General features: G+C 61.7%; 22 protein-coding genes. 13 read left to right on the forward strand and 9 right to left on the reverse strand.

The genetic code is table 11. The features are described from left to right. Positions 1-98 precede the first annotated feature (98 nt). The 10 genes from ffh (at position 99) to AC1D1Z_RS06865 (ending at position 8,833) form a co-directional block, all read left to right on the forward strand. Positions 99-1,706: a signal recognition particle protein gene (gene ffh, locus AC1D1Z_RS06820; RefSeq protein WP_477849928.1), complete on the forward strand. Its 1,608-nt coding sequence runs from the start codon at positions 99-101 to the stop codon at positions 1,704-1,706. Then, positions 1,699-2,019, forward strand: a complete 321-nt coding sequence (locus AC1D1Z_RS06825) for a chorismate mutase (protein ID WP_018243980.1) — start codon at positions 1,699-1,701, stop codon at positions 2,017-2,019. The genes ffh and AC1D1Z_RS06825 overlap by 8 nt, the downstream gene beginning before the upstream one ends. Positions 2,020-2,067: 48 nt before the next feature. Continuing rightward, complete coding sequence (gene rpsP, locus AC1D1Z_RS06830; protein WP_018243981.1) at positions 2,068-2,439, forward strand: 30S ribosomal protein S16; 372 nt, start codon at positions 2,068-2,070, stop codon at positions 2,437-2,439. 113 nt (positions 2,440-2,552) lie between these two features. After that, entirely contained in the window at positions 2,553-3,122 is a 570-nt protein-coding gene (gene rimM / locus AC1D1Z_RS06835; protein WP_026188551.1) for a ribosome maturation factor RimM, read from the forward strand. A gap of 4 nt (positions 3,123-3,126) precedes the next feature. After that, positions 3,127-3,810 (forward strand): tRNA (guanosine(37)-N1)-methyltransferase TrmD, encoded by a 684-nt coding sequence (gene trmD, locus AC1D1Z_RS06840; RefSeq protein WP_477849932.1) that lies wholly within the window; start codon positions 3,127-3,129, stop codon positions 3,808-3,810. Positions 3,811-4,145: 335 nt separating this feature from the next. After that, positions 4,146-4,694, forward strand: coding sequence for a 50S ribosomal protein L19 (gene rplS / locus AC1D1Z_RS06845; RefSeq protein ID WP_018448262.1), 549 nt, complete (start codon positions 4,146-4,148; stop codon positions 4,692-4,694). A 145-nt stretch (positions 4,695-4,839) separates the two neighbouring features. Then, on the forward strand, positions 4,840-5,637 hold the full coding sequence (locus AC1D1Z_RS06850; protein WP_047620272.1) for a transporter substrate-binding domain-containing protein: 798 nt from the start codon (positions 4,840-4,842) through the stop codon (positions 5,635-5,637). Between the two features lie 16 nt (positions 5,638-5,653). Next, the gene (locus AC1D1Z_RS06855; RefSeq protein ID WP_018243986.1) at positions 5,654-6,466 is read left to right on the forward strand and encodes an amino acid ABC transporter permease; all 813 of its coding nucleotides are present in this window, start codon (positions 5,654-5,656) and stop codon (positions 6,464-6,466) included. Positions 6,467-6,749: 283 nt separating this feature from the next. Continuing rightward, positions 6,750-8,159, forward strand: a complete 1,410-nt coding sequence (gene leuC, locus AC1D1Z_RS06860; RefSeq protein WP_018243987.1) for a 3-isopropylmalate dehydratase large subunit — start codon at positions 6,750-6,752, stop codon at positions 8,157-8,159. A 326-nt stretch (positions 8,160-8,485) separates the two neighbouring features. Then, entirely contained in the window at positions 8,486-8,833 is a 348-nt protein-coding gene (locus AC1D1Z_RS06865; RefSeq protein ID WP_026230958.1) for a hypothetical protein, read from the forward strand. A gap of 81 nt (positions 8,834-8,914) precedes the next feature. On the opposite strand, the gene AC1D1Z_RS06870 is transcribed toward AC1D1Z_RS06865, so the two are convergent. Beyond that, positions 8,915-9,745 carry an aldo/keto reductase gene (locus AC1D1Z_RS06870; RefSeq protein WP_131646926.1) on the reverse strand — a complete coding sequence of 277 codons (831 nt, stop codon included), beginning with the start codon at positions 9,743-9,745 and terminating at the stop codon, positions 8,915-8,917. A gap of 131 nt (positions 9,746-9,876) precedes the next feature. Continuing rightward, on the reverse strand, positions 9,877-10,398 hold the full coding sequence (locus AC1D1Z_RS06875) for a L,D-transpeptidase family protein (RefSeq protein WP_131646927.1): 522 nt from the start codon (positions 10,396-10,398) through the stop codon (positions 9,877-9,879). Positions 10,399-10,565: 167 nt separating this feature from the next. Between AC1D1Z_RS06875 and AC1D1Z_RS06880 the strand changes: the two genes are divergently transcribed. Both AC1D1Z_RS06880 and AC1D1Z_RS06885 read left to right on the forward strand, forming a co-directional pair. Next, on the forward strand, positions 10,566-11,249 hold the full coding sequence (locus tag AC1D1Z_RS06880; RefSeq protein ID WP_018243991.1) for a response regulator transcription factor: 684 nt from the start codon (positions 10,566-10,568) through the stop codon (positions 11,247-11,249). A gap of 139 nt (positions 11,250-11,388) precedes the next feature. Continuing rightward, positions 11,389-11,844, forward strand: a complete 456-nt coding sequence (locus AC1D1Z_RS06885) for a cyclic nucleotide-binding domain-containing protein (RefSeq protein WP_003543679.1) — start codon at positions 11,389-11,391, stop codon at positions 11,842-11,844. A 33-nt stretch (positions 11,845-11,877) separates the two neighbouring features. Here the strand turns inward: AC1D1Z_RS06885 and AC1D1Z_RS06890 are convergent, their stop codons facing one another. The 6 genes from AC1D1Z_RS06890 to tesB all read right to left on the reverse strand — a co-directional run bounded on the left by AC1D1Z_RS06890 (position 11,878) and on the right by tesB (position 19,486). Next, complete coding sequence (locus AC1D1Z_RS06890; RefSeq protein WP_026230959.1) at positions 11,878-12,681, reverse strand: exodeoxyribonuclease III; 804 nt, start codon at positions 12,679-12,681, stop codon at positions 11,878-11,880. A gap of 149 nt (positions 12,682-12,830) precedes the next feature. After that, the gene (locus tag AC1D1Z_RS06895; RefSeq protein WP_018243993.1) at positions 12,831-13,499 is read right to left on the reverse strand and encodes an outer membrane lipoprotein carrier protein LolA; all 669 of its coding nucleotides are present in this window, start codon (positions 13,497-13,499) and stop codon (positions 12,831-12,833) included. Positions 13,500-13,638: 139 nt separating this feature from the next. Further along, entirely contained in the window at positions 13,639-16,332 is a 2,694-nt protein-coding gene (locus AC1D1Z_RS06900; RefSeq protein ID WP_026230960.1) for an FtsK/SpoIIIE family DNA translocase, read from the reverse strand. A 250-nt stretch (positions 16,333-16,582) separates the two neighbouring features. Then, on the reverse strand, positions 16,583-18,013 hold the full coding sequence (locus AC1D1Z_RS06905; RefSeq protein WP_018448272.1) for an ammonium transporter: 1,431 nt from the start codon (positions 18,011-18,013) through the stop codon (positions 16,583-16,585). Between the two features lie 27 nt (positions 18,014-18,040). Continuing rightward, positions 18,041-18,391 (reverse strand): P-II family nitrogen regulator, encoded by a 351-nt coding sequence (locus AC1D1Z_RS06910; protein WP_003543684.1) that lies wholly within the window; start codon positions 18,389-18,391, stop codon positions 18,041-18,043. A 210-nt stretch (positions 18,392-18,601) separates the two neighbouring features. Continuing rightward, positions 18,602-19,486 carry an acyl-CoA thioesterase II gene (gene tesB, locus AC1D1Z_RS06915; RefSeq protein WP_131646928.1) on the reverse strand — a complete coding sequence of 295 codons (885 nt, stop codon included), beginning with the start codon at positions 19,484-19,486 and terminating at the stop codon, positions 18,602-18,604. Between the two features lie 83 nt (positions 19,487-19,569). On the opposite strand from tesB, the gene AC1D1Z_RS06920 reads away from it, so the two are divergent. After that, positions 19,570-20,784: a ubiquinone biosynthesis hydroxylase gene (locus AC1D1Z_RS06920; RefSeq protein ID WP_131646929.1), complete on the forward strand. Its 1,215-nt coding sequence runs from the start codon at positions 19,570-19,572 to the stop codon at positions 20,782-20,784. Positions 20,785-20,816: 32 nt separating this feature from the next. Here the strand turns inward: AC1D1Z_RS06920 and AC1D1Z_RS06925 are convergent, their stop codons facing one another. Further along, a complete protein-coding gene (locus AC1D1Z_RS06925; RefSeq protein ID WP_017966162.1) occupies positions 20,817-21,005 on the reverse strand; it encodes a Trm112 family protein in 189 nt (62 codons plus the stop codon). Between the last annotated feature and the right edge of the window lie 9 nt (positions 21,006-21,014).

A 21,014-nucleotide genomic window follows, 5' to 3' on the forward strand; every position in this document is an offset into this window, starting at 1 on the left:
TCGGGTGCTTTTTGGCTTTGCGTCTTGTTTTCGTCAAGGAAAAGCACGACGTTTCCGGGCATGTAAAAACCCACCCGAAACGTATCAAGGAAGAGCCGATGTTTGAAAACCTCCAGGACCGTCTTGGATCCATTCTGAATGGACTGACAGGCCGTGGCGCGCTTTCGGAAGCCGATGTTTCCGCAGCGCTGCGCGAGGTTCGCCGTGCGTTGCTGGAGGCCGACGTCGCGCTCGACGTCGTGCGTTCCTTCACCGACCGCGTGCGTGAAAAGGCCGTCGGCGCCGAGATCCTGAAGTCGATCAAGCCCGGCCAGATGGTCGTCAAGATCGTGCATGACGAACTGATCGAGATGCTGGGTGGCGAAGGCGTCGGCATCGACCTGCATGCGGCCGCCCCGGTCGTCGTCATGATGGTGGGTCTGCAGGGCTCCGGCAAGACGACGACGACGGCGAAGATCGCCCATCGCCTGTCGACGCGCGAGAAGAAGAAGGTGCTGATGGCATCGCTCGACACGCGCCGTCCGGCAGCCCAGGAGCAGCTTCGCCAGCTCGGCGCGCAGGCCAACATCGACACGCTGCCCATCATATCAGGCCAGTCGCCGACGGATATCGCCACCCGCGCCGTGCAGGCGGCTAAGCTCGGCGGCCACGACGTCGTCATCCTCGATACCGCCGGCCGCACGCATATCGACGAGCCCTTGATGGTCGAGATGGCCGACATCAAGAAGCGCTCGAACCCGCATGAAATCCTGCTGGTCGCCGACAGCCTCACCGGTCAGGACGCCGTCAACCTCGCCCGCAGTTTCGACGAACGCGTCGGCATCACCGGTCTGGTGCTGACCCGCATGGATGGCGATGGCCGCGGCGGTGCCGCCCTTTCGATGCGCGCCGTCACCGGCAAGCCGATCAAGCTGATCGGCGTCGGCGAGAAGATGAGCGAGCTGGAGGAGTTCCATCCCCGCCGCATCGCCGACCGCATCCTCGGCATGGGCGACATCGTTTCGCTCGTCGAGCGCGCGGCTGAAAACATCGACGCCGAGAAGGCGGCCGCCATGGCCGCCAAGATGGCCAAGGGCAAGTTCGACCTCGACGACCTCGCCGACCAGCTGCGCCAGATGCAGAAAATGGGCGGCATGGGCGGCATCATGGGCATGATGCCCGGCATGGCGGGCATGAAGGACAAGATGGCCGCAGCCGGCCTCGACGACAGACTTTTCGGCCGCCAGATCGCCATCATCCAGTCGATGACCAGGGCCGAGCGCGCCAATCCCGACCTGCTCAAGCATTCGCGCAAGAAGCGCATCGCCGCCGGCTCCGGTACCGATGCCGCCGCCATCAACAAGCTTCTGAAGATGCACCGCCAGATGGCAGACATGATGAAGATGATGGGCGGCAAGGGCAAAGGCGGCATGATGAAGCAGATGATGGGCGGCCTTGCCGGCAAGATGGGGCTCGGCGGCATGGGCGGTATGGGTGGCGGCATGCCCGATCTCTCGAATATCGATCCCCGACAGCTCGAGGCCCTGCAGAAGCAGGCCGAAGCGGCGGGGCTTGGAAAGCCGGGTGGGGGTATGCCCGGTCTCGGCGGTCTGCCGGGTGGTTTGTCGGGCCTCGGCGGCGCCAAGCTGCCGGGCCTTGGCGGTGGTTTCCCGGGATTGCCCGGATTGCCGAAGAAGAAGTGWAAGGATCGCTTGCCCCATGAATGATCCAAACGTCAAAGCCCAGCTCGCGAGCTATCGTCAGTCGATCGACAATATCGATGCCGCTCTCGTGCACATGCTGGCCGAACGCTTCCGCTGCACCAAAGAGGTCGGCGTGCTGAAGGCCAAATACAATCTGCCGCCGGCCGACCCGGCGCGCGAGGAATACCAGATCGAACGCCTTCGCCAACTGGCGAAAGCCGCCAATCTGGATCCGGATTTCGCTGAGAAGTTTCTGAACTTCGTCATCAAGGAAGTCATCCGGCATCATGAGCAGATCGCTGCGGATCACGCTGAACAAAGCGCCGCGGCCCGATAACCGTACCGCTCAAGAAAGCGGTCAAGAAAAGCCCAAGGAGTAAAGAACATGGCACTGAAAATTCGTCTCGCCCGCGGTGGCTCCAAGAAGCGCCCGTACTACCACGTCGTTCTCGCCGATGCGCGCAGCCCGCGTGACGGCCGCTTCCTCGAAAACCTCGGTTCCTGGAACCCGATGCTTGCCAAGGACGATGAGAAGCGCGTTCAGCTGAACGCCGAGCGCATCAAGCACTGGATCGAAAACGGCGCTCAGCCGACCGACCGCGTTCTGCGCTTCCTCGATGAGGCCGGCGTTGCCAAGCGCGAAGTCAAGAACAACCCGGTCAAGGCAAAGCCTGGCAAGCGCGCCCAGGAACGCGCCGCCGAAAAGGCTCAGAAGGTCGCTGACGCCGCCGCTGCTGCCGCCGACGCCGCGGAATAATCGGGACATTCCCTTCGAGCGGGCGGCATGGCGACATGCCGCCCGTTTTCGTTTCCAATCGCCCGCACTTCGTTTATGAGAAACCTGTCTTTCGGCTTCACATGAAGGAACCCATGACAAAGCTTGAAAACCCCGTTCTGATGGCGACGATCGGTGGCGCGCAAGGCCTCCGGGGCGAGGTGCGCGCCAAGGCCTATACGGCCGATCCCAGCGCGCTTGGCGACTACGGCCATCTCCACAGCATGGACGGCCGCAGCTTCGAAGTCCTCGAGATCCGCGAGATGAAGAATGTCGTCGTCGTTCGTTTCCGCGGCGTCAACGACCGCAATGCCGCCGAGGCTCTGAACGGGCTTGAACTCTATATCGAGCGGGACAACCTGCCGGACGAGGAGCTGGAGGACGACGAGTTCTACTATGCCGATCTCGAAGGGCTCGAGGCGCGGGACGACAAGGGTGTCAGTTATGGCACGGTCACCGGTGTTTTCGATTTCGGCGCCGGCGACCTGCTGGAACTCAAAGGTCCGGGCAAACGCCCGGTGCTGATCCCCTTCTCCGAAGCCTCGGTGCTGGAGATCGACCTTGAGGCCGGCACGCTGCTGATCGATCCGCTGGCGGCGGGTCTGGTCGACGATCCGGAAGAGCTTTCGAAATTCACCCCGGACAAGCCGAAAAAGAAGAAGTGACGCCATGGTTTTCCGGGCGAGCGTGCTGACACTTTATCCGGAAATGTTTCCGGGGCATCTGGGCTTCTCGCTCGCCGGCAAGGCGATGGAGCGGGGGCAATGGTCGCTGGAGGCGGTGCAGATCCGCGATTTTGCCACCGACAAACACCGCACCGTCGACGACACCCCGGCAGGCGGCGGCGCCGGCATGGTGCTGAAACCAGACGTTCTCGCCCGCGCGATCGATAGCGCCTCAGAAAACGATCCCCGCCCACGGCTGCTGATGAGCCCGCGCGGCCGGCCGCTGACGCAGCAGCGTGTGCGCGAGCTCGCGGCCGGCGACGGCGTCATCATCGTCTGCGGCCGCTTCGAGGGCGTCGACCAGCGGGTGATCGAGGCACGCGGACTGGAAGAGGTCTCGATCGGCGACTACGTACTATCAGGCGGCGAGCCGGCGGCGCTGATCGTGCTCGATGCGATCGTCCGCATCCTGCCTGGTGTCATGGGCAACGATCTTTCCGGCCTGCACGAAAGCTTCGAAGGCGGACTGCTGGAACATCCGCATTATACCCGGCCGCAGGAATGGGAAGGCCGGGAAATCCCCGCAATCCTCACCTCCGGCAACCACGGCGCCATCGAGAAATGGCGGCATCAGGAAGCGGTGYGGCTGACCCGGGAGCGGCGGCCGGATCTGCTCGAAAAGGGCTAGCCTATCGGCTCAAAAATCGGATCGATTTTCCGAAGGCACGACGTGTAGATTCAAAACGGTACAGCGTCCTTTGCGTGTCAGAAAAAGACGCGCGGCGCTGTAAAGTGAGAAAAACGGCTGATTTCGCAGCCCTTTTCACAAAAATGCCGCCCAAGGGATGACAAGCCCTGGCCTTTCGTGTATTGGCGCACGCGGAAATGGGGTTTATCCCCGTCTGCCAGCAAACAAAGAATGGCGAATCCGCTCCCGCCCTTGATGGGCAAAGTCCTGAGGCCAGTTCCGAAGGATCAGTGTTGAGCGCTCTGGCTGTTTCAGAAGAACCAAAGGTTAAGACGATGAACATCATTCAGCAGCTTGAGGCCGAACAGGCCGCCAAGATCGAAGCCAAGCGCACGCTTCCCGAATTTTCCCCGGGCGACACCGTCCGTGTCAACGTGAAGGTCACGGAAGGCAGCCGTACCCGCGTTCAGGCCTATGAAGGCGTCTGCATCGCCCGCTCCGGCGGCGGCCTGCAGGAAAACTTCACGGTCCGCAAGATCTCCTACGGCGAAGGCGTCGAGCGCGTATTCCCGGTCTACTCGCCGATGATCGAAAGCGTCGACGTCGTTCGCCGCGGTAAGGTCCGTCGCGCCAAGCTCTATTACCTGCGCGACCGTCGCGGCAAGTCTGCCCGTATCGTTGAAGACACCGGCGTCCGCGCCCGCAAGCTCAACGACGCCGAGCGCGCCGCTATTGCCGAGGAAAAGGCACGCATCGAAGCTGAAAAGGTCGCAGCAGCTCAGGCGCTCGCCGCCGAGAAGGCAGCAGCCGAAGCTGCGGAAGCCAAGGCCGCTGCTGAAGCAGCAGCAGCCGCTGCCGCCGCAGCGGAACCGGCAGCAGAATAAGTTCTGCGCTACGCAAAATTCTTTGCTTGGAAAGGCGGCCTTCGGGTCGCCTTTTCTAATTTTTGTTTCGGCACGCAGCCGGCGGCCTTGCCTCGGGCCTATCTTCCGTGACAGTTTTTGCCGTTCAATTTAGGGGAACCGTTCAATGTTCTTTCGCCGTACCGTTCTTGCGAGCTTCGCCGCCCTTGCTCTTCTGCCCCTGGCCGCATCGGCCGCCGAACTGCCTGATCTTGGCGGCAAGAGCGTCGTCGTCGTCACCGAGAATGCCTATCCGCCGCTGCAGTTCGTCGATCCGAAATCCGGCAAGGCGATCGGCTGGGAATATGATGCGATGAACGAGATCGCCAAGCGGCTGAACGTCAAGGTCGAATACCAGAACACCAGCTGGGACGCGATGATCCAGGCGGTTTCCGACGGCCAGTACAACATCGGCATGACCGGCATCACCATCAAGGAAGACCGCAAACAGAAGGTGGATTTCTCCGACCCCTACATGCGCTCGCAGCAGTTCATGCTGGTGCGCGGCGACGAGAAGCGCTTCACTGACGCCAAGTCCTTCGGCGAATTCAAGGACGGTCTGGTGGGCGCGCAGCCCGGCACCACGCCCTTCTACACCGCGGTCTACGAAGTGCTTGATGGCAACGAGCAGAACCCGCGCATCAAACTCTTCGAAACCTTCGGCGCCACCGTCCAGGCCCTGAAGGCTGGCGACGTCGACGTTGTGCTGACCGACGGCACAGCCGGCAAGGGCTATGTCGATGCCTCGAACGGCGCCCTGAAGCTGATAGGCGAACCGCTGGGCACGGAGGATTTCGGCTTCATCTTCCCGAAAGGGTCCGATCTTGTCGCCCCGGTCAATGCCGCCATCACCGCACTCAAGGCCGACGGTACGCTGGATGCGCTGAACAAGAAGTGGTTCCTCGACTACAAGATGGGCGAATGACGCCGAGCTGCAGCTGATGGCCTTGCGACCATCTCCCGACAGATACGTCAAGGATGACTATCCCTGGTGGCTGGTCGCGCTTGTCGCGATCGGCCTCGTCCTTGCCGCCGTCATCGTCACCAACGATATCTATGCCCAGGTCTTCCGCACCGTCGTCAACGGTGTCGGCATCACCGTCTTCGTCACGCTGGTCGCCTTCGTGCTCGCAACCGTGCTCGGCCTCGGCATCTGCCTGCTCGGCATGGCCGACAGCCAGGTATTGCGTCAGATTGCGCGATTCTACATCGAGATCATCCGCGGCATCCCAATTCTCGTACTGTTGTTCTACGTCGCCTTCGTCGGCGCGCCGGCCCTGGTCGCAGCCTATAATTTCCTGATTTCGCCGCTGGTGACATCAGGTGTGACCGAGCCCATTCTGGTGCGCGACCTCTCGCTGATGTGGCGAGCGATCATCGCCCTGACGGTCGGCTATTCCTCCTTCATCGCCGAAATCTTCCGGGCCGGTTTCCAGTCGGTCGACCTCGGCCAGATCGAGGCGGCAAAGGCCCTCGGCCTCTCGCGCTACCGGCGCTTCCGCTCGGTCGTCTTCCCGCAGGCGATCCGGGTGATCTTCCCACCACTCTCCAACGATTTCGTCTCGATGGTGAAGGACAGCTCGCTCGTCTCCGTCCTCGGCGTCGCCGACATCACCCAGATGGGCAAGGTCTATGCCGCCGGCTCCTTCCGCTTCTTCGAAACCTATTCGATCGTCACCTATATCTATCTGATCCTGACGATCGGTCTGTCGCTGGCGCTGCGGCGGACGGAGAAATGGATGAAGTCGCGGTGACGGCGCCAATGGCCGCATCACCGAGGGGTCTCAGAAGGCCGCCTGATGATTCAAATTGAAGCCGCCGCGAAAAATCGCTATATGCAGGGCCATGGAATCCAAGTTCAGATGCATTGGTGCGCATATTTTCGTGCTGCAGGACCATTATCGCCTCCCGGCGCGGTTTTTTGCGTGCGTGTCCGGTGCGCTCAACAGCCGACTTCGTTGATCGAATGACGGCCGGCGGAGCCTGATCTGCCATTTCTCGATTTTCCAAAAGCTTTAGAAAAACGGACTTAACGCCATGAGCGCACCGCGTACCCTCTACGACAAGATCTGGGACGATCATCTGGTCGATGAACAGGCAGACGGCACCTGTCTTCTCTACATCGACCGCCATCTGGTCCACGAAGTCACCTCGCCGCAGGCTTTCGAAGGCCTGCGCATGACCGGCCGCAAGGTTCGCGCGCCGGAAAAGACGCTCGCCGTCGTCGACCATAACGTCCCGACCTCGCCCGACCGCCATCTCGGCATCAAGAACGAGGAAAGCCGCATCCAGGTGGAAGCGCTGGCCACCAATGCCGCCGAATTCGGCGTCGAATATTATTCGGCAAGCGACAAGCGCCAGGGTATCGTTCACATTGTCGGCCCGGAACAGGGCTTCACCCTGCCCGGCATGACCATCGTCTGCGGCGACAGCCATACCTCGACGCATGGCGCCTTCGGCGCCCTGGCGCACGGCATCGGCACCTCAGAGGTCGAGCATGTGCTGGCGACCCAGACGCTGATCCAGAAGAAGGCAAAGAACATGCTCGTGCGGGTCGACGGCGTGCTTCCGCCGCACGTCACCGCCAAGGACATCATCCTTGCCATCATCGGCGAGATCGGCACGGCCGGCGGCACCGGCCACGTCATCGAATTTGCCGGCGAAGCGATCCGCGCGCTGTCGATGGAAGGCCGCATGACCATCTGCAACATGACGATCGAAGGCGGCGCCCGCGCCGGCCTGATCGCCCCTGACGAAAAGACCTTCGAATATATCAAGGGCAAGCCGCGCGCGCCGAAGGGCGAGGCGCTGGAACAGGCAATCGCCTACTGGAAGACGCTGCAGACCGACGAGGGCGCTCATTACGATCGCGTCGTCGTACTCGATGCCGCCAGCCTGCCGCCGATCGTTTCCTGGGGCTCTTCGCCCGAGGATGTCATCTCCGTCCAGGGCATCGTTCCGAACCCCGACGACATCCAGGACGAAACCAAGCGCACCTCCAAGTGGCGCGCGCTCGATTATATGGGCCTGAAGCCGGGCACGAAGATGACCGACATCACGCTCGACCGCGTCTTCATCGGCTCCTGCACCAACGGCCGCATCGAGGATCTGCGGGAAGTCGCCAAGGTCGTCGAAGGCAAGACGGTTGCCCCAACCGTCGACGCGATGATCGTGCCGGGCTCCGGCCTCGTCAAGGAACAGGCGGAAGCCGAGGGCCTCGACAAGATCTTCAAGGCCGCCGGTTTCGACTGGCGCGAGCCGGGCTGCTCCATGTGTCTTGCCATGAACGACGACCGCCTGAAGCCGGGCGAACGCTGCGCTTCGACCTCGAACCGCAACTTCGAAGGTCGTCAGGGCTTCAAGGGCCGCACGCACCTCGTCTCGCCGGCAATGGCAGCCGCAGCCGCGATCGCCGGGCACTTCGTCGATATCCGCGAGTGGAACTGATCTGATCCGGCCAACGGATGAGATTGAAAGCCGCCCGATACGCATCGGGCGGCTTTGCATTTTATGGCGTCTGTCGCTTCGACACCCACATGTTGCGATCCGCACAGCTCCGCGCCTTCTCCCACGCGCAAGAGCTCTGCAGCCCTCTGAATTGCTGTGCTAAAGCGCGTGGCGGGCGAGCCCGTTTGTGCATGGCCCGCCTTCCCAATTTCATCCTTTCGGGCAATCGACATCGATAAATTCCTGTGGCCTCATCGATAATCAGGCGCGACACGCGACAGATACCGTTCAGGCTTCGGCGAACACCGCGCCATCGGGGAAGCGCCATGAGGCAGAAATTAGTAGTGAGTTTACTGCGAGCCAGCCTGATCATGTTTGCACCGCTGGCATCGATCGACGCCGTCGGCGCCGCGCCGATGCATCCAGCCATACCGACAGTCACGGTCGCCTCGGACCAACTGCTGCAGGTCGCGCAGAAGAAGATACCTTCACTTAACGGATATCGCGGCTACAGCAGTGGCCGGCCCGGCTATATCAAGAGCGCCAATGGTTATTGGTATCCCTCACGCGCCTTCGACGATTATACCGGCTCAATTGGAAGACCGCAGAGCCTGGGCAATAGCTGCAGTTACGGCTTCGCGCCGACCAACGGATCGTCCAATTGCAATTATTGACTGAAGGCTGCATGCCTCCGTCAAGTGCGGCCGCCCGGGTGATCTCTCCTCCGGGGCGACCGCTGATGCCCTCGATAGTGCTCAGAAGGCGGCCGTCATCGGATCCGGTCCCATGCGGGCGCTGGCGCTGTCGAGCTTGGCGATCGCGGCCATGTCGTCGGCATCGAGCTTGAAGTCGAACACCTGGAAGTTCTCCTCGATGCGCGACGGCGTCACCGATTTCGGGATGACGACAAGACCGGTATCGATGTGCCAGCGAATGATCACCTGAGCCGGCGTCTTCTGATGCTTTTTGGCGATCTCGCCTATATCAGCGTTCGAGATGAACTTGCCCTGGCCGAGCGGGCTCCAGGATTCGGTGGCGATACCAAGCTTCTGATGAGCCTCCTGCGCCGCCTTCTGCTGGAAATCGGGATGCAGCTCGATCTGGTTGATGACGGGAACGACGCCAGTTTCGCCGATGATACGCTCGAGATGTTCAGGATAGAAATTCGACACGCCGATCGAGCGGGCGCGACCCTCTTCCCGGATGCGCACGAAAGCCTTCCAGGTCTCGGTATAAAGGCCGCGATGCGGCGACGGCCAGTGAATGAGATAGAGGTCGACATATTCGGAACCGAGCTTCTTCAGGCTGCCGTCGAAGGCGCGCAGCGTATTGTCATAGCCCTGATCGGTATTCCTGAGCTTGGTGGTGACGAAGATGTCCTTGCGGTCGAGGCCGGAAGAACGGATGCCTTCGCCGACGCCCTCTTCGTTGTCGTAACCGGAAGCCGTATCGATGTGACGATAGCCGGCGGCGATCGCAGTGCGCACGGTGGGAGGGGCAATATCCTGCGGCGTCTGCCAGACGCCGAGGCCGACTTGTGGAATGGAATGTCCGTCATGGAAAGTGATGATAGGTTGAGCGGTCACAATATATCTCCGGGAGTTTGAAGAATTGGACGAGGCATGAATTGCGCCCGCGCTTGCGGACGTCCCTGAACGCATTTCAGCCGGAGCGTTCGGTCACCGGAAGCATATAGGCGACCGCATCCGGAAGACAATCAGACGACGCGGACAATCGTTCCCTTTCGAAGGTGGGGCAGCAGGCGGCGCATATCACGCAGGCTTACCGCCACGCAGCCCGCCGTCGGCTCGTAGCCTGGCCGGATGAGATGGAAGAAGATCGCCGAGCCGCGATTGCGCGCACGCGAGGAAATGTTCCAGTCCATTACCAGGCAGATATCGTAGAGCCCGTCGCTGCGCCGCATCTCCTCATGACTTGCCCGGAACGGCGCCCTGACGAGGCGGTTGTAGCTGGCATTGCCAGACTGATCGCACCAGAGCATGTCAGGACGGATGCGGCGGATGGAAAGCGGGGTGACGAGCCGGCCGTTCCGCTCGCCGCGCCGGAAGCCTGATATCAGCCTCATCGAGGCGATTGGCGTAGCGCCGTCACCCTCGAGTTTCATCACCGTGCGGCCGGAGCGGCCGATCGCAGCGGGCACGGTGATGGCGCCGAGCCGGACGATCGCCCGGCTCTTGCGCCCCGGCGCAGGACGCACCACGATCGTCGACGCCGTCATACTCGGCCTCTGCCTTGCTTTTTCCATTTTTCTCGCATGTCGTGCCTTGTCTGGGGCTTCGATTGAAATCATATCGAAACTGGCCCGGCAACAGCCCGTTGCCCGATCCTTGCCAAACCAGGAATTTGGCGTAGGACTAGGGGACTTAACATGAGGACGCAAACGGCATGACCGCACGCACCATTCTTCTGGTGGATGACGACGATGACCTTCGACAGACGCTGACGGAGCAATTGTCGCTGTATGAGGAATTCACGGTTCTGCAGGAAGCCAACGCCGGCAAAGGTGTCGCGACCGCCCGCTCGACGCCGGTCGACCTGCTGATCATGGATGTCGGCCTGCCCGATATGGACGGCCGCGAGGCGGTGAAGCTGCTGCGCAAGGGCGGCTTCAAGGCGCCGATCATCATGCTGACCGGCCACGATACCGATTCGGACACGATCCTCGGTCTCGAAGCCGGCGCCAACGACTATGTCACCAAGCCTTTCCGCTTCGCCGTTCTGCTCGCGCGCATCCGTGTGCAACTGCGCCAGCATGAGCAGAGCGAGGACGCGACCTTCACCGTCGGCCCCTATCTCTTCAAGCCGAGCCAGAAGCTTCTGACCACCGATAACGGCCAGAAGATCCGGCTAACGGAAAAGGAAGCGGCGATCATCCGCTATCTCTACCGCGCCGAACAGAAGGTCGTCACCCGCGACGTGCTGCTCGAAGAGGTCTGGGGCTATAATTCCGGCGTGACGACGCATACGCTGGAAACCCACGTCTACCGCCTGCGCCAGAAGATCGAGCGCGATCCCTCCAATGCCGAAATCCTCGTTACGGAAAACGGCGGCTACAAAATCATACCCTAGAGCATTTCCGTTTTTCTCCGAATCACGGAAATGCTTTATCTCTTTGTTTTCACGCAATTCCCGGCAAAAGCGTTTCACGCTTTGCCTGGCAAAACCGCTAGGCACTTTTGCTGGAATTGCTCTAAGGCGAAAAGCCCGCATGGCGCTGACCGACGACATCCACATGCTCGCGCAGCTTCCTCTGTTCAAGGACATGAACGAGGATCAACTGCGGTTGATTGCCTTCGGCGCCGACCGGCGCATGATCGCTGCCGGCCAGATGCTGTTTCGCCAGGGCTCACCCGCCGAGAGCGCCTATGTCATCCTCAGCGGCAGCCTGGAGCTGAGCGCGACGAGCAGCGACGGCATGCAGAGGACAGAGGGGATCGCCGGTCCCGGAACCCTGGTTTCCGAGCTGGCGCTGGTGACGCTGGTGGAGCGCAAGTTCACCGCGGTAGCGCGCGAGGACACCAGCATCATCCGCATCACCCGCGCCCTCTTCCACCGGCTGATCGAAGAATATCCAGACGCAGCCCGACTGATCGAGAACCGGATCCGCGACAATCTCGCGGAGCTTGCGGCAAAGGCCGCAAGCCAGTTCTACCGTTTCAGCTGATCTTGATAGAGGCCGCGCGTCCGAGAGGATGCGCTAGAAATCGAAATGCGCCGTCACCGGCACGTGGTCGGAAGGACGATCCCAGCCGCGCGCCTCCTTCAGGATCTCGATTCGCTTCAGGTGCGGCCCGAGATCCGATGACGACCAGATATGGTCGAGACGGCGGCCGCGATCGGCGGCCTCCCAGTCCTTGGCGCGGTAGCTCCACCAGGTGTAGAGCTTCTCGTTTTCGGGCACATGCTGACGCATCAGATCGAGCCAGGCGCCGCGCTTCATCACCTCGAGCAGCCCCTCGGTTTCGACAGGCGTATGGCTGACGATCTTCAGAAGCTGCTTGTGCGACCAGACATCATGCTCCAGCGGCGCGATGTTGAGGTCGCCGACGAGGATGGCTGAGGTGTTGGCCTCGCCGTTGGCTTTCAGCAGCTTCATCTCCTCGATGAAATCGAGCTTGTGGCCGAATTTCGGATTGATCGTGCGATCCGGTTCGTCGCCGCCGGCCGGGACGTAGAAATTATGCAGCCGGACGCGACGATTGCCGTGCTCGAAGATCGCCGAGATGTGGCGCGCATCGCCGACGCCGCAATAATCCTGCCGGTGATCCTCGGTCAGCGGAATGCGCGAGGCGATCGCCACGCCGTGATAGCCCTTCTGGCCATGGATGATGATGTGATTGTAGCCCATCGCCCGCAGCGGTGCCGCCGGAAACAGCTCGTTCGTCACCTTGGTTTCCTGCAGGCAGAGGATATCGGGCCTGTGCTTGAGAACGAGCTGCTCGACAATCGGCATGCGCAGCCGCACCGAGTTGATGTTCCAGGTGGTGATCGAAAAGCCCATGCCCCATACCCTCTCGCGTCCAATGCCAGCGTGCCGGCCGAGCTGCAGTGGCTCGACGCGACGCGCTTTCATGAAAGGGCTTTAAAACAAAGGCGGACGCGAGGGAACCGGCCGCGTGTGAAAGCGGCCGGCGATCAACCGAAAAGGTTTCAATCGCGCGACTGAGGCGTGCCCGGAATGGTCTCATAGGGCACGCGGAAGACGCGATCGTCGAACTGCACGCCGGTTTTGACGTTGAAGATCATCACCGAGGTGTCCTTGCCCTGATTGTCGGTGATCGTCCACTGACGCAGGTCGTAGGTCTTCGGGTCGAACATCATGGTGATGGTCGAGTTTCCGAACACCGTATTGTTGCCGAGCGCGATCGTCGTCAGATCAGACTCTTCCTTCACGCCCTTCACCATGCCGGCCGACAGGTCGATATGCTGCGCCAGGAGCAGGCTGAGCGGGGTCTTGGAGAGCGGATAGAGATCCCAGGTCTTGAGCTTCGTATTGCCGATCGCGACATTCTTGCCGTCGGCGATCACCCGCATCGGCGACGGATCGTCATAGTTGAAACGCAGCTTGCCGGGACGCTGGATGAAGAACTTGCCGCCGGTCTGTTCGCCGCGCGGGCCGAACTGCACGAATTCACCCTGCATCGTCGTGACGCCGGAGAAATGATCGGCGATCGCCTGCGCCGTGCCGGAGGCGGGAGCTGCCGCCTGCGCGTAAGCGCCGAGGGGAATGGCGCTCGCCATCGCAGCAACGGCGAAGGCGCCGAGAAGGTCGCGGCGCGTTACCGTCAGGCCGGAGAGGAAGGTATCGGAGTGACTCATCTAAATCTCCTTTATGCCATCTGCATGCTGCCGAAAGGCGGCGTCTTCAAGGCGTTGCGATCGGCCTGCGAGAGGTAACGGCTTCGATGCTATCAGGTTTCCGCAAAAGCGGCTGCATCGGAAATATATGCCTGTTCTGTCAGCGGTCGAGGATGTCGCCTTCGGTGGGAACGAGAATCTCGCGCTTGCCCGCGTGGTTGGCCGGCCCGATGATGCCCTCCTTCTCCATGCGCTCGACGAGCGAGGCGGCGCGGTTGTAGCCGATGCCGAGTCGGCGCTGGACATAGGAGGTCGACGCCTTGCCGTCGCGCAGCACGATGGCGACCGCCTGGTCGTAGGGATCTTCCGATTCGGAAAGATTGGACGTGCCGGCCGGACCACCGCCACCGCCGCCATAGTCGCCGTCCTCGTCGTCATCGGCGGTGATCGCGTCGAGATATTGCGGCGAGCCCTGGGTCTTCAGATAGGAGACGATCTCTTCCACCTCGACATCCGAAACGAACGGGCCGTGCACGCGCTGGATACGCCCGCCGCCCGCCATGTAGAGCATGTCGCCCATGCCGAGCAGCTGTTCGGCGCCCTGTTCGCCAAGGATGGTGCGGCTGTCGATCTTCGACGTCACCTGGAAGGAGATGCGGGTCGGGAAGTTTGCCTTGATCGTGCCGGTGATGACGTCGACGGACGGACGCTGTGTCGCCATGATCACGTGAATGCCGGCCGCGCGCGCCATCTGCGCCAGACGCTGGACCGCGCCTTCGATATCCTTGCCGGCGACCATCATCAGGTCGGCCATCTCGTCGATGATCACAACGATATAGGGCATCGGCCTGAGATCGAATTCTTCGGTCTCGTACATCGCCTCACCGGTATGGCGGTCGAAGCCGGTCTGCACCGTACGCGATATCGCCTCGCCCTTCGACAGCGCCTGCTCGACGCGGGTGTTGAAGCCATCGATGTTGCGCACGCCGATCTTCGACATCTTCTTGTAGCGCTCTTCCATCTCGCGAACGGTCCATTTGAGCGCGACGACGGCCTTTTTCGGATCGGTGACGACAGGCGAAAGCAAATGCGGGATGCCGTCATAGACGGAGAGTTCGAGCATCTTCGGGTCGATCATGATCAGCCGGCACTGCTCCGGCGTCATGCGGTAGAGCAGCGACAGGATCATCGTATTGATGGCGACCGACTTGCCGGAGCCGGTGGTGCCGGCCACCAGCAGGTGTGGCATCTTGGCGAGATCGGCGATGACGGCTTCGCCGCCGATCGTCTTGCCGAGCGCCATGGCGAGCTTCGCCTTGCTGCCTTCGAAATCCCTGGAGGCGATGAGTTCACGCAGATAGACGGTCTCGCGCGTCTGGTTCGGCAATTCGATGCCGATCGCGTTGCGGCCGGGCACGACGGCAACACGGGCGGCAATGGCGCTCATCGAGCGGGCGATATCGTCGGCAAGGCCGATGACGCGCGACGACTTGATGCCGGGCGCCGGCTCCAGTTCGTAGAGCGTGACGACGGGGCCTGGACGGACGTGGATGATCTCGCCCTTGACGCCGAAATCTTCCAGCACGCCTTCGAGCATGCGGGCATTTTGTTCCAGCGCATCGGCCGAAAGCGTGGAGTCGCGCACGACATTCTTCGGCTCGGCGAGCAGATGCATCGACGGAAGCTGGAAACCCTCGGGACGGATGAACGAGCCCTGCGCTTCCCGTTCGATGCGGGCGCTGGGCTTTGGACGTGCGACCACCGGGACGACGCGCGGTTCCGGCTTGCCGGCCGCCTTTGCCGGCGCGCGGATCATCCAGTCGTCGTCATCGTCGTCGGGCAGGATATCGGCCGGGCGCGGCGGCATGTCGCTATCAAAGGGCAGGTCGTCGTCATTGTCGTCGTCGTCATCGATCGACAGCGACGGCGCGGAAACGATGCGCCGCGGCGAAGCCGTCCTTGACCCCATCGACGGTTCCATCGACGGCTCCATGCGCTCGCCGCGGACGGTCGGCGCCTTGGCGCGAACGGGTTCGTTCAGCGTCCCGAACTCGTCATCGTTGAAATCATAAGGTGATTCGTAATCGCCCTGACGGCGCTTGCGCGGTCCCATGCCGAAGAGCCGGCGCAGCCGGCCCTGGCTCATGTACCAGGCATGCGTCACGGCCCCGCTGAAAGCGACCCAGCGGGACTCATCCTCCTCCTCGTCCTCGTCTCCGACGACGCGAGCCTTGCTACGCGTATCGACGTAATCTTCCTCGATCTCCTCGTCGGCGTCGCTGCGACCGACGAGGCCGGAGGCAAAGAGCATCATCCAGGCGGTCGGCGCGGCAAAGATGCAGCCGACGATCATGGCGAAGGTGCCTGTCGGATAAGCGCCGACAAAGAGTGCCGGAAAACGCAGGATCATGTCGCCGACGACGCCGCCGATGCCGTTCGGAATCGGCCAGGTGAGTGGCGGCGGAAAACAGCCGATGACGGCGGAAGAGAGTACCGAACCGGCAAACCAGGCGCCGATGCGGGCAGGAATACGGCTGAAGCGGCGGCCCGAGATCAGCGTCAGCGCCCAGGCGACGATCGGCAGCATCGAAACAACGCTGGCAAGGCCGAGGAATTGCATGACGATATCGGCAAAGGCGGCACCGCTGTAACCGAGAATATTGGTCGGCAGATTGGCGGTCGCATAGGAATAGCTCGGATCCGCAACATTCCAAGTCGCCAGTGCCGCGACGCAGAACGCCAGCAGCAGAAAGATCGCAAAGCCGATGAGCGCCTGGATCTGCCGCAGCATGAATGCCGAGAAGGAGAACCGATCCGGACGGCCATCCATTGCCGGCGACGTGCTTCTTGCCATGTGTCTAACCCGTCCAATGCCTGAGGACACGCGAATCGCTAAAGCTTCGCCGTGCCAAAATGCGTCCGCTCTACCTAATCAGAGCCGGGTTAAAGCGATGTTAACCATGCATGCTAGGACGTGCATTCCGAACCGGGAAATGAAAAAAGCCCGAACCTTGGAAGGTCCGGGCCAAATGCGGTCTATGGTTAGATAGGCCGCGACGGGCCGTGCAGCGGCGCCCTTCTGCCGGGCGCCGCAAACCCTGTGATCAGGAAGAGTGATAGGCGGCTTCGCCGTGGGTCGAAAGGTCGAGACCTTCGCGTTCGGCTTCGACGGTCACACGCAGGCCGATGACGACGTCGACGATCTTGTAAAGGATCGCCGAGCCGATGCCCGACCACAGCAGCGTCGTCAGCACGCCCTTGGCCTGAGCCAAGACCTGCGTTGCCGTGCCGGCATAGGAGGCTGCGAAATCGGCTGTGGAATAATCGACGATGCCTGCGCCGCCGAGCGCCGGGTTGACGAGGATACCGGTGCCGAGAGCGCCGATGATGCCGCCGACGCAATGGACGCCGAAGACATCGAGGCTGTCGTCGTAGTTGAACTTGTTCTTCACGACGTCGACGAAGAAGTAGCAAACCGGCGAGACGATGAGGCCGAGAACGATCGAGCCCATCGGACCGGCAAAGCCTGCCGCCGGGGTGATGGCAACGAGACCGGCGACGGCGCCAGAAGCACCACCCAGCATGGAAGCCTTGCCGCGGGTGAGGGTTTCGACGATGCACCAGGACACAGCGGCGGCAGCCGTTGCGACGAAGGTGTTGATAAAGGCAAGCGAGGCATAGGCATTGGCTTCGAGGTTGGAGCCGGCGTTGAAGCCGAACCAGCCGACCCAGAGCAGCGAGGCGCCGACCATGGTCAGCGTCATCGAGTGCGGAGCCATGATTTCCTTCTTATAGCCCGTGCGCTTGCCGAGCATGATGGCGCCGACGAGGCCCGCAATACCGGCATTGATGTGAACGACCGTGCCGCCGGCGAAGTCGATTGCGCCATAGGAGAAGATCAGGCCGGCCGGCGAAGTGTAGGAGCTCGGACCGCCCCAGAACCAGACCATGTGTGCCATCGGGAAGTAGATGAAGGTAACCCAGAGCACGACGAAGAGCATGACGGCCGAGAACTTGACGCGTTCGGCGAATGCGCCGACGATCAGGCCGGGCGTGATGCAGGCGAAGGTCATCTGGAACACGATGAAGGTGTATTCCGGAATGGCGACGCCCTTCGAGAAGGTCTCGGCGAGCGACGACGTGTTAACGCCGGCCAGGAACGCCTTGGAGAAGCCGCCGACGAAGCTGTTCAGCGAGCCGCCGTCGGTGAAGGCGAGCGAATAGCCATAGGTCACCCAGATCAGCGCCACGACGGCCGTGATCATGAAGACCTGCATCAGCACCGAGAGCATGTTCTTGGCGCGGACGAGACCGCCGTAGAAAAGCGCAAGGCCGGGGATGGTCATCAGAAGGACGAGCGCCGACGAGACGAGCATCCAGGTATTGTCACCCTTGTCCATGGTGAAAGCAGGAGCAGCAGCAGCGGTGGCGGCAGCTGGCGCAGCCTCCTGCGCGAAAGCGACGGCCGGCGCCAGAAGGGCGGCCGAAGCTGCGCAAAGCCGCGCAAAGGTGGAAGAAAACTTCGAAATTGACATTGGATAAAGCTCCTTGATCTGCCGTTCTTACAGCGCTTCTGAGTCGGTTTCGCCCGTACGGATGCGCACGGCATGGTCGATCGAATAGACGAAGATCTTGCCGTCACCGATCTGGCCGGTCTTGGCCGATGCCGCGATGGCCTCGACCGCCCTGTCGACGAGTTCCGATGCAACCGCGATTTCGATCTTGAGCTTCGGCAGGAAGCTGACTGCATATTCGGTGCCGCGATAGATTTCGGTGTGCCCCTTCTGGCGCCCGTAGCCCTTCACCTCGGTTACGGTCAGCCCCTGAATACCGATCGCCGTAAGGGCTTCGCGGACCTCATCGAGCTTGAACGGCTTGATAATGGCCATCACAATTTTCATCTGGTTTCCCATCCTTCGTTATCCTCGGCGCGGAGCCGACTCTCCTTGCCGCTGACGTTCCTGAACAGCGACCGGCGATACACATTCAAGGGGCGTGCCAGATTCGAGGCAGATCGTAAGTTATTGAAAAGTAAAGGTTATAATAAAGAGTGCCAATAAACAGGCAAATGATCGGCCAATAAGCGCACAAATAACGCGCAAATTTACAAAGTTGCACAATTTTTATTCATTTGCCTTTTTCCGAATCAGGCCTTCCTGCGCGACCGATGCGATTAGGCGGCCCGATCGCGTAAACAGGCTACCCCGGGTTAATCCTCTGGCACCTGAAGCCGACGGACTGTCCTGCGTATAAAGCAACCAGTCGTCGAGCTTGCAGGGTCGGTGGAACCACATGGAGTGATCGAGGCTCGCCACCTGCAGGCTCTGGTCGAAGATGGACGTTCCGTGCGCATAGAGCGACGTATCGAGCAGCGTCATGTCCGAAAGATAGGCAAGCACCGCCGCCTGATAGAGCCGGTCGTCGGGAACCGGGCCGGTGGCGCGCACCCAGACGTCCTGTTTGGGATCGAGCTTCCTGTCGGAAAAATAGTGGGTCAGCGAGACGGGACGGATCTCGATCGGCCGCTCACGCTGCCAGTATTTTCGGATCGCCTCCGGCGCATGCGCGAGATACTGCTCCTTGATCTGCTGCTCGCCGAGCAGCGCCTCCGGCATCTCGACCTCGGGCATCGCAGTCTGGTGTTCTAAGCCCGGCTCCTCCACCTGGAAGGAGGCCGACAGCGCGAAGATTGCCTTGCCGTGCTGGATGGCGACGACACGCCGCGTATTGAAGCTCGATCCGTCGCGAATGCGCTCCGCCTGATAGATGATCGGCACCGAGGGATCGCCGGGACGCATGAAATAAGCATGCAGCGAATGGACGAAACGTTCGCCCTCGATGGTGCGCTGCGCCGCCATCAGCGCCTGGCCGATCACCTGGCCGCCGAAGACCCGCTGCCAGCCGACCTTGGGACTGCGGCCGCGGAAGATATCGACCTCGATCGGCTCGAGGTCGAGCGTCGAAAGCAGCGTCTCCATCGCCGAAGGCCCGGTCGTCTCGCCTGTCATTTCTATGTCTCCCAGCGGTAGGAAGTGAAGTTGCGATGATCTATATAGATCACATCTGAGGCATAAGGTACGGGAGCGGCGCGATGCTGGACATGCTGGTTGTGGGCGGGGGTTATGTCGGCCTTTCCGCCGCTGTCGCGGTCAAACAGGCGGCACCCCATCTGAATGTCGCCGTCGTCGAGGCCGCCCCCGAACATGTCTGGAAAAACGATACGCGCGCTTCCGCCATCATCGCGGCGGCGGCGAAGATGCTCGAGGTCTTCGGCATCTGGAACGAGATCGAACCGGAAGCCCAGCCGATCACCAAAATGATCGTCACCGACTCCAAGACCTCCGATCCGGTGCGTCCGGTTTTTCTGACCTTCGACGGCGAAGTGACTGAAGGCCGGCCCTTCGCCCACATGATCCCGAATGTTGCCATGGTCGCAGCACTGCGCGGCGCCTGCGAACGGCTCGGCATCGACATCCGCCACGGGCTCGGCGCCACGGAGCTGAAGACCCACGACACCCATGTCACCGTCACGCTTTCGGACGGCAGCGCGCTGGAAACGCGGCTGCTGGTTGCCTGCGACGGCGTGCGCTCGAAACTGCGCGATCTGGCCGGTATCAGGGCCGTCACCTGGGACTACGGCCAGTCCGGCATCGTTGCAACAGTCGAACACGAGCGGCCGCATGACGGATGCGCCGAGGAACATTTCCTGCCGGCCGGCCCCTTCGCCATCCTGCCGCTCAAGAACAACCGCTCCTCGCTCGTCTGGACGGAGCGGACGCCGGATGCCAACCGGCTGGTTGCCGCCGACGACTTGATCTTCGAGGAAGAGCTCGAACGCCGCTTCGGCCACAAGCTTGGGAGCCTGAAAGTCATCGGCGACAAGCGCGCCTTCCCGCTTGGCCTGACGCTGGCGCGCTCCTTCGTCGCGCCGCGTTTCGCGCTGGCCGGCGACGCCGCCCACGGCATTCACCCGATTTCCGGTCAGGGTCTCAATCTCGGCTTCAAGGATGTGGCGGCACTTGCCGAAACCATCGTGGACGCGGATCGCCTCGGCCTCGATATCGGCTCGATCAATATCCTCGAGCGCTACCAGACCTGGCGGCGCTTCGACACTTTCCGCATGGGGGTGACGACCGACGTGCTGAACCGGCTCTTCTCCAACGATGCGACGCCGGTCCGCATCGCCCGCGACGTCGGCCTCGGCATCGTCGACCGGCTGCCGCGCCTCAAATCCTTCTTCATCGGCCAGGCGGCCGGAACGACGGCAAAGGACAATCCGCGCCTGCTTGCCGGAGAGACGATTTAATCTTTGTTTTTACGCAATTCCCTGGAATTGCTTTAGTCGTCGAGGCGGCGGGCCTCGGACACCAGCATGATCGGAATGCCGTCGCGGATCGGATAGGCAAGTCGTGCCTTTTCCGAGACAAGCTCATTCTGCTCGCGATCATAGGAAAGCCGGCCCTTGGAGAGCGGGCAGACCAGGAGATCGAGCAGCTTTGGATCGACGCGGCTGAGTTTTTCATCCATGGCTGAAGT

Source organism: Rhizobium sp. P1_E1 (assembly GCF_056406015.1).

Coding starts and splice junctions, on each gene's coding strand:
- AC1D1Z_RS06865 (WP_026230958.1), top strand. CDS start 8,486: ATGAGGCAGAAATTAGTAGTGAGTTTACTGCGAGCCAGCCTGATCATG.
- leuC (WP_018243987.1), top strand. CDS start 6,750: ATGAGCGCACCGCGTACCCTCTACGACAAGATCTGGGACGATCATCTG.
- AC1D1Z_RS06880 (WP_018243991.1), top strand. CDS start 10,566: ATGACCGCACGCACCATTCTTCTGGTGGATGACGACGATGACCTTCGA.
- AC1D1Z_RS06890 (WP_026230959.1), bottom strand. CDS start 12,681: ATGGGCTTTTCGATCACCACCTGGAACATCAACTCGGTGCGGCTGCGC.
- AC1D1Z_RS06825 (WP_018243980.1), top strand. CDS start 1,699: ATGAATGATCCAAACGTCAAAGCCCAGCTCGCGAGCTATCGTCAGTCG.
- AC1D1Z_RS06910 (WP_003543684.1), bottom strand. CDS start 18,391: ATGGGAAACCAGATGAAAATTGTGATGGCCATTATCAAGCCGTTCAAG.
- AC1D1Z_RS06900 (WP_026230960.1), bottom strand. CDS start 16,332: ATGGCAAGAAGCACGTCGCCGGCAATGGATGGCCGTCCGGATCGGTTC.
- AC1D1Z_RS06885 (WP_003543679.1), top strand. CDS start 11,389: ATGGCGCTGACCGACGACATCCACATGCTCGCGCAGCTTCCTCTGTTC.
- AC1D1Z_RS06895 (WP_018243993.1), bottom strand. CDS start 13,499: ATGAGTCACTCCGATACCTTCCTCTCCGGCCTGACGGTAACGCGCCGC.
- tesB (WP_131646928.1), bottom strand. CDS start 19,486: ATGACAGGCGAGACGACCGGGCCTTCGGCGATGGAGACGCTGCTTTCG.
- AC1D1Z_RS06855 (WP_018243986.1), top strand. CDS start 5,654: ATGGCCTTGCGACCATCTCCCGACAGATACGTCAAGGATGACTATCCC.
- AC1D1Z_RS06905 (WP_018448272.1), bottom strand. CDS start 18,013: ATGTCAATTTCGAAGTTTTCTTCCACCTTTGCGCGGCTTTGCGCAGCT.
- AC1D1Z_RS06875 (WP_131646927.1), bottom strand. CDS start 10,398: ATGACGGCGTCGACGATCGTGGTGCGTCCTGCGCCGGGGCGCAAGAGC.
- rpsP (WP_018243981.1), top strand. CDS start 2,068: ATGGCACTGAAAATTCGTCTCGCCCGCGGTGGCTCCAAGAAGCGCCCG.
- rimM (WP_026188551.1), top strand. CDS start 2,553: ATGACAAAGCTTGAAAACCCCGTTCTGATGGCGACGATCGGTGGCGCG.
- rplS (WP_018448262.1), top strand. CDS start 4,146: ATGAACATCATTCAGCAGCTTGAGGCCGAACAGGCCGCCAAGATCGAA.
- AC1D1Z_RS06920 (WP_131646929.1), top strand. CDS start 19,570: ATGCTGGACATGCTGGTTGTGGGCGGGGGTTATGTCGGCCTTTCCGCC.
- AC1D1Z_RS06925 (WP_017966162.1), bottom strand. CDS start 21,005: ATGGATGAAAAACTCAGCCGCGTCGATCCAAAGCTGCTCGATCTCCTG.
- AC1D1Z_RS06850 (WP_047620272.1), top strand. CDS start 4,840: ATGTTCTTTCGCCGTACCGTTCTTGCGAGCTTCGCCGCCCTTGCTCTT.